9 protein-coding genes are annotated in these 10,432 nt (G+C 46.8%); 5 read left to right on the top strand and 4 right to left on the bottom strand.

The window, feature by feature from the left end:
* Nucleotides 1-100 precede the first annotated feature (100 nt).
* Both ACEW9J_RS15360 and ACEW9J_RS15355 read right to left on the bottom strand, forming a co-directional pair.
* Nucleotides 101-265, bottom strand: a complete 165-nt coding sequence (locus ACEW9J_RS15360; protein WP_373545988.1) for a hypothetical protein — start codon at nucleotides 263-265, stop codon at nucleotides 101-103.
* A gap of 1,053 nt (nucleotides 266-1,318) precedes the next feature.
* Nucleotides 1,319-2,881: an anthranilate synthase component I family protein gene (locus ACEW9J_RS15355; RefSeq protein ID WP_373545987.1), complete on the bottom strand. Its 1,563-nt coding sequence runs from the start codon at nucleotides 2,879-2,881 to the stop codon at nucleotides 1,319-1,321.
* 288 nt (nucleotides 2,882-3,169) lie between these two features.
* Between ACEW9J_RS15355 and ACEW9J_RS15350 the strand changes: the two genes are divergently transcribed.
* On the top strand, nucleotides 3,170-4,333 hold the full coding sequence (locus ACEW9J_RS15350) for a GuaB3 family IMP dehydrogenase-related protein (RefSeq protein WP_373545989.1): 1,164 nt from the start codon (nucleotides 3,170-3,172) through the stop codon (nucleotides 4,331-4,333).
* A 785-nt stretch (nucleotides 4,334-5,118) separates the two neighbouring features.
* Here the strand turns inward: ACEW9J_RS15350 and rplY are convergent.
* Nucleotides 5,119-5,415, bottom strand: a complete 297-nt coding sequence (rplY, locus tag ACEW9J_RS15345; RefSeq protein ID WP_373545986.1) for a 50S ribosomal protein L25 — start codon at nucleotides 5,413-5,415, stop codon at nucleotides 5,119-5,121.
* An 83-nt stretch (nucleotides 5,416-5,498) separates the two neighbouring features.
* Nucleotides 5,499-6,830, bottom strand: coding sequence for an adenylosuccinate synthase (locus tag ACEW9J_RS15340; protein WP_373545985.1), 1,332 nt, complete (start codon nucleotides 6,828-6,830; stop codon nucleotides 5,499-5,501).
* Between the two features lie 362 nt (nucleotides 6,831-7,192).
* Between ACEW9J_RS15340 and ACEW9J_RS15335 the strand changes: the two genes are divergently transcribed.
* From ACEW9J_RS15335 to ACEW9J_RS15320, 4 genes are all read left to right on the top strand, one after another.
* The gene (locus ACEW9J_RS15335; RefSeq protein ID WP_373545984.1) at nucleotides 7,193-8,449 is read left to right on the top strand and encodes an acyl-CoA dehydrogenase family protein; all 1,257 of its coding nucleotides are present in this window, start codon (nucleotides 7,193-7,195) and stop codon (nucleotides 8,447-8,449) included.
* On the top strand, nucleotides 8,427-9,302 hold the full coding sequence (locus ACEW9J_RS15330) for a PIG-L deacetylase family protein (RefSeq protein ID WP_373545983.1): 876 nt from the start codon (nucleotides 8,427-8,429) through the stop codon (nucleotides 9,300-9,302). The genes ACEW9J_RS15335 and ACEW9J_RS15330 overlap by 23 nt, the downstream gene beginning before the upstream one ends.
* On the top strand, nucleotides 9,299-9,886 hold the full coding sequence (locus tag ACEW9J_RS15325) for an SAM-dependent methyltransferase (protein WP_373545982.1): 588 nt from the start codon (nucleotides 9,299-9,301) through the stop codon (nucleotides 9,884-9,886). The genes ACEW9J_RS15330 and ACEW9J_RS15325 overlap by 4 nt, the downstream gene beginning before the upstream one ends.
* 296 nt (nucleotides 9,887-10,182) lie before the next feature.
* Nucleotides 10,183-10,432 (top strand): transposase family protein (locus tag ACEW9J_RS15320; RefSeq protein WP_373545981.1); only part of this gene is annotated, 250 nt, incomplete at its 3' end.

Genomic DNA, 10,432 nt, shown 5'->3' with positions numbered 1-10,432 from the left:
CGATCTTATCACTGTCTCGATAATTCAAATGTAGTATTAGCTTGGACTTGTTTTAGTCTTTTTGCTTGCGTATTCATTTTTAAATGAGTAACAAATAAGACTAAGTATTTGTCGTGAAAATTGAAGTGCGGAATGTGGGTTTTAATACCTGGTGTTGTTCTTGCTCAAATATTTGATGCTCTTCATTTAAGAGCCGATTTACTTGTCCTGTCGAAATGTCTATTCCCCATTCTCGCAGTTGCTCGTATATTAATGGCTGTGGCACTCTGCATTGATTGCTAGGCGGGTCACCCGCCCAGCAGTGCTGATACATCACATAACACGCTAATCCTGGCCCGTAGTGTCTGCCTTGATATTCTGTAGGTAATTCTCCCACCACTGTTTTTCCATCTACTGTGATGTACTCAGCGATCTGAAATCTGATGTTATGCCGCTTAATTATTAGTTCTTGTACGTCATAACTCCGATACCCGTTGAATTTAGCCTTCTCAGGAATGCTATCTGGTTGAATAGTTATTTCTTCGTCGATCTCAAAGTTTAATTTTTTACTTTCCTTTGCCGAACCTGCTCTTTTATCCGCTTTTTTCTCTTCCGATTCAGGCTGATTCAGCAGACTGGCACTTAATTTGGGCTTTCCTTTTAGTTTCTTTTTCGCTCTTAATTCTGCTTCTAGTTGTTCTATTCTTTCTTTCTGATTTTGGAGTTGCTTTGATAGGATGATGCCTAAAAATCGAGCTGACTATGATCGCAACCGATTGTCACCTAGTCAAAGAGATGCTGCAAATTATGGTTTCTCGATCTAGACTACGCTCGTTTAGATCGAAGGTAAGTATGGAGCGACTCTTTTCATCATTCTGTGCCCCGACCGGACGATCTTGGAAGATTCGGAGTTGTTGATGGCGTTAGAGCGACCTAGATGCACGACTCAGAGCCAAGTATTATCTATATAAGTCGATCGATATAAATCGATCGATTTAGCTGAATTTGCTCAGGCGATCGAGGCAATCACTGATTTGGATTGGACGACAGATGTATTTTCGTGTAAATTAATGGATATCGATCGCTGCTGGTGATGCTGACACGGTTAGCTCGATCGACTCAATCTACAAATTGTTATCCTACAGATTATCAACTGATTATTGGCTTTTTATCTCTACCTAATGACAGATATCTACTAATAATTAGTTAGTTTGGCAAGCCCAGTTAATGCCATGTGCAGCAACGCTTCCGCTTTGTCTTGATGGTTAGATCGAAATCATTGGAGGAGCCGCGCCGAGAGCTAATCGGTACGGCAAAGAAGATGATCTCGGAGCTAAATCTATCCTTGGTGGAGTCTTCCCTCAGGAGTAGCAGTTACCAAGCACCGAATCGCTTCGAGTAGCCCTCTAGCTTTATTTAGAGTTTCCTCATATTCTGTCACTGGGTCGGAATCGGCAACTAATCCTGCTCCTGCTTGGACAGAGACGGTATGATGTCCAGCACCATCGGGACGAACTACCATCGTCCGTAAAGTGATCGCCGTATTTAATTGACCTTCAAAATCATAATAACCATACACTCCTGAATAAGCTCCGCGCCGACAGCCTTCGAGAGCGTGGATGATTTCCAGCGCACGGATTTTGGGTGCGCCGCTGACTGTACCCGCAGGAAAACAAGCTTTGAGCAGATCCCAAGCGGTCTTATCGGGCGCGAGTTGTCCGACAGCATTGCTGACAATGTGCATCACATGAGAATAACGTTCGATCGTCATCAATTTATCTACTACTACCGTCCCACTCTGGCAGACTCGCCCCAGATCGTTGCGCCCCAAATCTACCAGCATGATATGCTCGGCGACTTCCTTAGTGTCTGCGAGTAGTTCCAATCCCAGAGCTTCATCTTCTTGGGGGGTTTGTCCGCGCGGACGGGTACCTGCGAGGGGGCGGAGTGTCGCTTTGAGCATACCATTGCGATCGCGATCGGCTCTGACCATCACTTCTGGACTAGAGCCAATAATCTGCCAATTCCCAAAATTGAAATAAGCCATATAGGGCGATGGATTGACCAAACTTAACGATCGATAGAGGTCGAATGGATCGCCAGTATAGCCAGTAGATAGCCGTTGCGACACGACCACTTGAAAAACATCGCCAGCAGTAATATGTGCCTTAGCTGTTTCGACACTCTGACAAAATTCAGCTTTAGAAATATTACTGGTGTAAGCGGCAGGAAGTTCGGTGAGGGCGGGACTGGGTTGCGGTGGCGTCCATTCTAGGAACTTGGGCGCGAGCGGCTGTTGGAGTTTTTCGACGAGGGTTTTGACACGATCGATCGCCTGATTATAAGCGAGTTCCAGATTGCCATCACAACCCTGGACATCGGCATAGGCGATCGCCCAAATCTTTCGTTTGACTCGATCGAAGACAATCAGATGGTCTACCTGCATCCACAAGCCATCGGGCAGGTCTTCAGCGGTAGCTGGATAGATCGGGACTCTAGATTCGATCCATTTCATCAATTCATAGCCCCAGAAGCCAAATAAACCGCCGATGCCACCTGGAAGCTGTGGGAGTTTGACAGGTTTGTAAGGTTCTAAACAATCAGCCAGCGTCTGAAACGGATCGCCCGTAAACATCGAGACAGTCCCATCGCGATGAGTTTTTGTTGTCCGCTCTCCTCTGTTTTCTAACACCCACAATGGGTTACAGCCCAAGAAACTATATCGCCCGACAGTTTCTCCACCCTCGACGGATTCCATCAAAAAGCTGTAAGGTTGACCCGCGCAGACCTTATACCATGCAGAGACTGGAGTATCGAGATCTGCCACCCACTCTTGATAGACAGGAATAAAGTTACCTTGACTTGCTAGCTGACTGAATCGATCGAAACTGGGGAAGATCATGACAAGGATTGCGGCAGGATATCTATCTTATTGTGCCTGTTGGGGTGAGTCTAGAGCAATATTTTTTTGTTAACACTCACCATTCACCATTCACCATTCACCATTCACCATCCACCATCCACCATCCACCATTCACCCCTACCCTAGATGTCTAATTTGTCACTAGAAAGGGAATAAATCCGTTTTATTTCCGATCCTGTTGCAAAAATCTGTAAAAAAGTAAACAAATGTTGCGATCGATTTGTTAGGCTTACTTAAATACGTGTTATGGAAAAGGTCGGATCGATCGTGGATATTCAAATTGGGAAAGGGAAAACAGCTCGGAGAGCATACGGCTTTGATGAAATTGCCCTAGTGCCTAGCGGAAAAACACTAGACCCCAGTTTGGCAGATACTAGCTGGCAAATTGGTGGCGTCAAGCGCGAAATTCCGATTATTGCTAGTGCAATGGATGGGGTCGTTGATGTCCGCATGGCGGCTGAGTTGTCCAAGCTCGGCGCACTCGGCGTACTCAATTTAGAAGGGATTCAAACTCGCTATGAAGATCCCAATCCTATTCTCGATCGCATTGCGGCTGTGGGAAATGATGGATTTGTGTCTCTGATGCAAGAACTTTACGCCGTCCCTATCAAACCAGAATTGATCGGCGTACGAATTGCTGAAATTAAAGCCGCTGGTGGGATTGCCGCAGTCAGCGCGACTCCCGCAGGTGCAGCTAGATTTGGGGCGGCGGTAGCTCAAGCAGGTGCGGATCTATTCTTTATCCAAGCTACAGTCGTCTCGACGGAATTTCTAGCTCCAGAGGGGGTCGAACCGCTCAATCTCGCTAAATTCTGCCAAGAGATGCCCATGCCAGTCATCTTGGGTAACTGCGTCACCTACGATATCACGCTCGAATTGATGCAGGCAGGTGCAGCCGCTGTCCTGGTCGGGATCGGCCCTGGAGCGGCTTGTACCTCGCGGGGGGTACTCGGTGTCGGCGTACCGCAAGCGACCGCCGTGGCGGACTGTGCAGCAGCACGAGATGAGTTTTTCCAGCAGACGGGTAAGTATATTCCCGTGATTGCTGATGGCGGCTTAGTTACTGGTGGTGATATCTGCAAATGTATCGCCTGTGGTGCCGATGGTGTCATGATTGGTTCGCCGTTCGCGCGCGCGGCAGAAGCACCTGGACGCGGTTTTCACTGGGGAATGGCTACTCCTAGCCCAGTACTACCCAGAGGAACGCGGATCAAAGTCGGTACTACTGGCACCTTGAAGCAAATCCTCACTGGGCCAGCTAAATTAGATGATGGTACTCACAACCTCTTGGGCGCACTGAAAACTAGTATGGGTACCCTCGGCGCAAAAACCATCAAGGAGATGCAGCAGGTGGAGGTAGTTATCGCTCCTTCGTTACTCACAGAAGGTAAGGTCTATCAGAAGGCTCAACAGCTAGGTATGGGCAAATAGATCTGAATGTATGGGACTGGGGGATTTGGGGACTGGGAGCTAGATTAGTTTTAAAAATCCACGAGTACATCAATTCAGCAATGCTGGATAGATATTCGATGAGAGGTCGATTTCGAGCACATTTTTGAAAAGATTTGGAGGTTGGGATAAAGCGAAGTTAGTGGTAAATATTTATCTGAAAACACTTTTTATTTACCCCAGATCGCTCTCCCCGATTTTTAGTGGTGCTGTTACAATTAAGATCGACGGAGACTGATGTTTCCGTTCACTCCTCACACCACATCCCGCTCAGGACACTTAATTGTGTCTTGGGCGGTTCCTTTTAGGCTTTAGGCTTTAAGTTTTAGGTTTTAGGCTTTAGGTTTTGGGTTTTATAGCAGTCGCCAAGGTGGTTAAAACACGATCAGATCTCAGTCCGCCTACGCGGACTTTGCATTCTGAGCGGCGATTTGCGGCTCGCGCTCCTCGGGTTCCCCGAGGGTTTAGCGAGACAAGACACAATCGCTGTCTCGATCTCCTTGGCGGTTGCTATAGGTTTTGGGTTTTAGGCTTTAGAAAATTATGGTTGCGGTCTTCACGGCTTGGGCTTTAGATTTGGTAGGCAAAATAAAAAGAGGACGATCGATTCGATCGTCCTCTTTTGTCATAAAATCGGATTGTTAATAGAATATTCACGCTCGTCCAAGCTTTGGATTCTAAGCAACCGCTAGGGCTACCGTAACAGCCCTGACGGTTGCCATCAAACCTAAAACCTAACGCCTAAAGCCTAAAACCTAAAGCCTATCTTAATCTTTGACTGCAAAAAAGCTCAAGTGATAAGGGAAGTTCTTCCAAGGATGGGTTTGGATTTCCTTAATCACAGTTGTACCTTTCCAATCTAATTCAGGGATAGTGACTTCAACTGGAGTTTTACCGATCCTAGCTTTTTTGATCAAATTTTCGACACTCTTAGCATCGAGAGTCAATAGAATGGATTTCCCGCCATCATGTCCGTAGAGATTCACAGGAATATGTCCAGAACGGCGCAGAGCATTGGGTTTACTACCAGCAACACGTTGCTTTAATTCGACTGAGATTTCCATAATTGTTAGTAGTTATTTGGTAAAATTTACATGTTTGTGCGAATCCAAACTCGATCGAGATCGAGTTTGGATTCGTACAGCTCCTAGCCGATGGGAGTGCCATCAGCCGATAACAGCCCACGTTTTGGGCCATGAATCGGATCTTCAACGATAATGGTTTGATCGCGACTGGGGCCGAGTGAAACGATCGAAATCGGCACTTCCATTAAGTCAGCCAGGAACTTGAGATAGTTCAATGCTGCTACTGGAAGGTCTTCCAACGATCGACATTCGGCGGTATTCTGTTTCCAGCCAGGTAGTGTTTTGTACACCGGACGACACTTGGCAAAATCACGAGCTGAGTTGGGGAAATCAGTAGTTTGCTCACCATTAATTTCGTAAGCGACACAGACTTGAATCTCGTCAAACTCGTCCAAGACATCTAGCTTGGTAATTGCCATACAGTCCATCCCATTGATCCGCACGGCATAACGACCGATCACACTATCAAACCAACCGCAGCGACGCTTGCGACCCGTGGTGGTACCAAATTCAGCCCCACGCTCTCCGAGCATTTCACCGTTGATATCGTCTAGTTCAGTTGGGAATGGCCCCTCACCGACACGAGTAGTATAGGCTTTCGCAATCCCAATCACGCGATCGATCGTGGTTGGGCCGATCCCAGTACCGATACAAGCCCCACCCGCGATCGGATTGGAGGATGTAACATAGGGGTAGGTACCATGATCGAGGTCTAGTAAAGTACCTTGGGCACCTTCAAACAAAATATTGCGACGGTGACGTACCGCATCATATATTTTGAGCGAAGTATTGACCACATGAGGGCGCAACCGTTCGGCATATCCCAAATACTCGGTGACTACCTGCTCTGGATCTAGCGGTGGTAGATGATAGAGCTTTTCGAGGATCTCATTTTTTTGCGCGATCGTCCAGATCATTTGTTCGCGAAATGAGTCCGCATCCATCAGATCTTGAATCCGAATCCCCATCCGTTCGGATTTATCCGCATAGGTAGGGCCGATACCACGTCCAGTCGTGCCGATCTTGTGACTCCCCCTGACTTCTTCAGATGCTCGATCGATCAGCCGATGATAAGGCATCGTGACATGAGCTGTCTGAGAAATTAAGAGCTTGTCAGTGGGGATATCGAGCGCGACGAGTCGATCGAGTTCTTCAATCAAGACTTTGGGGTCAATGACTGTTCCACAGCCAATGATACATTCAGTTTCGGGATATAAAATCCCTGAAGGAATCAAATGTAGTTTGAAGGTTTGACCATCCACGACTACTGTGTGACCAGCGTTGACACCCCCTTGGTAACGCACGACCACATCTGCCGACTTACTTAATAAGTCAGTGATTTTTCCTTTTCCTTCATCGCCCCATTGGGCACCAATTACGACTACGTTAGCCAAGGGTTATTGCTTGTCGATTTTCATAAAGTTAACACAGCCTAAAATACTACCATGAAGATCGCTGCATGTCAAAAAAATGTTACTTTTGGTTCGATCGGGAGTCTATGGATTGATGGGCGTTACTGAGGTATGGAACCCATTTGATATCTTCTAGCGATCGGCTACAATGCGGGAGCGGGAGATAGATAGGTTGTAAAAATGGCAAATCATACTTTAAATCGGTAATGCAGATCGATCGTACTTGCCCTTACAAAATCGACGATCGCCGACATGCACTTCTCTCTCATTTGGTAGAGGAAAAAAACCAAAACTTACCTGATAATTTAAAATAAATTAACTTGTAAACTACCCCAAAAGTCAGGATGCAAGCAGAGGAGGATACCTTGAATGCGATACATTTGCCCGCACAGCCAGTAGCTGTTGCTGAGGAACTAGCACCGCCGAAACTCCAACTCAGCGATCTGCTTGAACAAACGGTGGAAATAGCTAAATTTTGCAGTAAAAATGCGGCGGCAATCGATCGACATGGAGTTTATCCAGCGCAAGAGTTTGAGTCGATCGCTAGTGCGGGACTATTGAAGGCACCTTTAGCACCCGAATTTGGTGGATTGGGATTAGGAATCGAGAGTAGTTCGATCGATGAGTTGTTGACAATTTTAAAACAGATCGGTCGTGCTAATCTAGCCGTCGGGCGGATTTATGAAGGTCACGTCAATGGGCTACAACTACTTCAGACTTTTGGTACGCCTGCCCAAATTGCTAAATATGCAGCAGATGTGCGCGATCGTCACAAGATCTTTGGTGTCTGGAATGCTGAAGCTAAAGATGGCGTCAAAATTATCCCGTTAGGACAGGGCAAATATCGGCTCGAAGGTGCCAAAACCTTTGCTACAGGCTGCGGCTGTGTCGATCGACCTTTTATCGGCGGTACCTTGCCCAATGGTGATTGGCAACTGTGTATCGTGTCGATGGATAAAGTCGCAGCAGCAATCGATCCTGACTGGTGGCAGCCTGCGGGAATGCGGGCAACTGCCAGCTACAAAGTAGATTTTACGGGCGCGATTTTAGACCAAAGCGAACTAATTGGGCAGCCTGGGGATTATTACAGACAGCCCTGGTTGACTGCTGGGGTGGTCAGATTTGCTGCCGTCCAGCTCGGCGGCGCGGAAGCTTTATTTGATGCCGCCCGCCACTTTTTGCAGACGATCGATCGCACCAAAGATCCCTACCAAGAAGAACGTTTTGGCAAAATGGCGATCGGTCTAGAAAGCGGTCAGCTCTGGCTCCAGGGTGCTGCCGCCCAACTGAGACAGTACCACCCCACATTTGCAGGCGATCCCGCTTTGAGCAGCCCCACAGCCCAGGCTCTAGTTGCTTATACCAGCATGGTTCGCACGGCGATAGAGCAAATTTGTATGGAAGCGATTCAACTGACCGAACGCTCGGTGGGGACGCTAGGATTATTGCCGCCACACCCGATCGAACGGATCGTCCGCGATTTGACCCTTTACCTGCGCCAACCTGCTTTTGATGCAGCACTAGCAACGGTGGGGCGGTATGCGCTCCAAAATGTCGTTACAGATTCACTGTGGAATCATGCCCCATTTACCAAAATCTAACCTTGCTCCTGCTGAAAATCGTCTAGATTTCTCCGCCCCCGTACCAGGAGCAATTGATGAATTGCCCCCACCACAGAGGGGTGAACACACTTCCGACAACATTTTATTAGCCAATCCCGAAGCTCTCCCTTTGCGAGATCTGAGTGCGATTGTCCGCAGGGGCGGCTCTACCCATCGGCACAGGGTTGTCATCGTTGCACCGCATCCCGACGATGAAACACTCGGCTGCGGTGGCGCGATTTCTTTGCTTTGTAACAACTATGATGTCCGAGTGCTAGTCATTAGCGATGGCACACTTTCGCACCCCAATTCTCAAAAATATCCAGCCCCGATCCTGCAATCGATTCGAGAAGGCGAAACTATAACTGCGCTGGCAATACTTGGCATTAAACCAGAGGCGATAACTTTCTTACGCCTCAAAGATGGCTCGGTACCAACTTTAACTTCGTTCAATTTTCTCCATGTAAAAATCCGCTGTCAAGACTATCTCAAAGCAGCTTTACCCGATACGATTTTTATCCCGTGGCGATTCGATCCTCATGCCGATCATCGTGCTACCTGGCAATTGATCCAAGCTGCAATATTAAGTTTGGGAATCGCACCTCAGACGATCGAATACCCAATTTGGGACTGGGATACCCAACAGCAACAGCAGAGAACAGATCTAGTGGAAATCGCTGGTTGGCGGCTAGATATAGCCACAGTACTAGAGCAAAAATGTCAAGCGATCGCTGCATATCGTTCTCAACTCGGTCAACTTATCGATGACGATCCGAGTGGGTTCTGTCTGACAGCAGAACTACTAGCTAACTTTAAGCGTCCCTGGGAAGTTTATTTTGAGGAAATTTTATGACATATAATTCAGCATCTCTAACTTCAGATTTTTTTGAAGCTCTTTATCAACAAAATTCCGATCCTTGGCAATTTGAAACTAGTGAGTATGAAGCTCAAAAATATCTGGCAACGCTTGCAGCTTTGCCACATCCGCTCTATCAGTCAGGATTTGAAATTGGTGGTTCGATCGGGATTTTAACTGAGAAACTAGCAGATCGATGTCAATCCTTACTATCTGTAGATGTCTCCACCATCGCCCAATCACAAGCAATTAAACGCTGCCATCGTCTGACTAATATCGATTTTCAGATGATGTCAGTACCTCAAGAATTTCCCGACAAATCTTTCGATCTGATCGTACTTTCCGAAGTAGGATACTATTGGTGTCGGGAAGATTTGGAAAAGGCTCAAAATCTGATGCTCGATCAATTAAAACCTCAAGGTCACTTACTATTAGTTCACTGGATCGTTGATGCTAGAGTGCTACCATTGACGGGTCATCAGGTACATGATACGTTTCTAGAACTCGTACCCACTCGGCTCAAGCAGCTCAAGAGTCTCAGCACAACAGAATATCGACTGGACTTGTTTGAAAAAATCTAAATTAACGTAAGTTGAGTGTGTTGGGTTTCGCTTCTCTCAACCCAACCTACAGATCCTTGCTTAGAGCCAATTTCATCTAAGTTCTTTAGAAGAGGCAAGGCAGGGAACGGTTTAAGGATTTGCGATCGACAAACCACACCCACAAATCGATTCCCATTGCGAAGCTAATGCGAAGCGCGTCACGAATCTCACAAATCGACCCTTGTGCAGGGCAGGGTGGTTTCATACAAGGGAAGAATAATCACAAGAGGAAAATGAGGATAGACTAAATTACCTAGCAAAGGAAAGTAGTCTAAATGCTCCTCATAGAACAATTAAAGCAAATACCAGACCATCGTGACATCAAAGGTAAAAAATATTCATTATGGGTTGTGTTGTTTATGAGTTTAATGGGTAGCTTATGCGGATACATTGGATATAGACCACTGGCTGATTTTGCCAAATTACATCAAGCGCAGTTAGAAGAACTACTAGAATTACCAGCAGCAAAATCGACACCATCACACTCGACATTTCGACGGATATTGATAGCAGTAGAGCCTTCAG

Origin of the sequence: Chamaesiphon sp., assembly GCF_041737865.1 — a bacterium.
Classification (GTDB): Bacteria; Cyanobacteriota; Cyanobacteriia; order Cyanobacteriales; family Chamaesiphonaceae; genus Chamaesiphon.
Note: the sequence above shows the minus strand (reverse complement) of the source record. Positions and strands in the feature narration are given on the sequence as shown.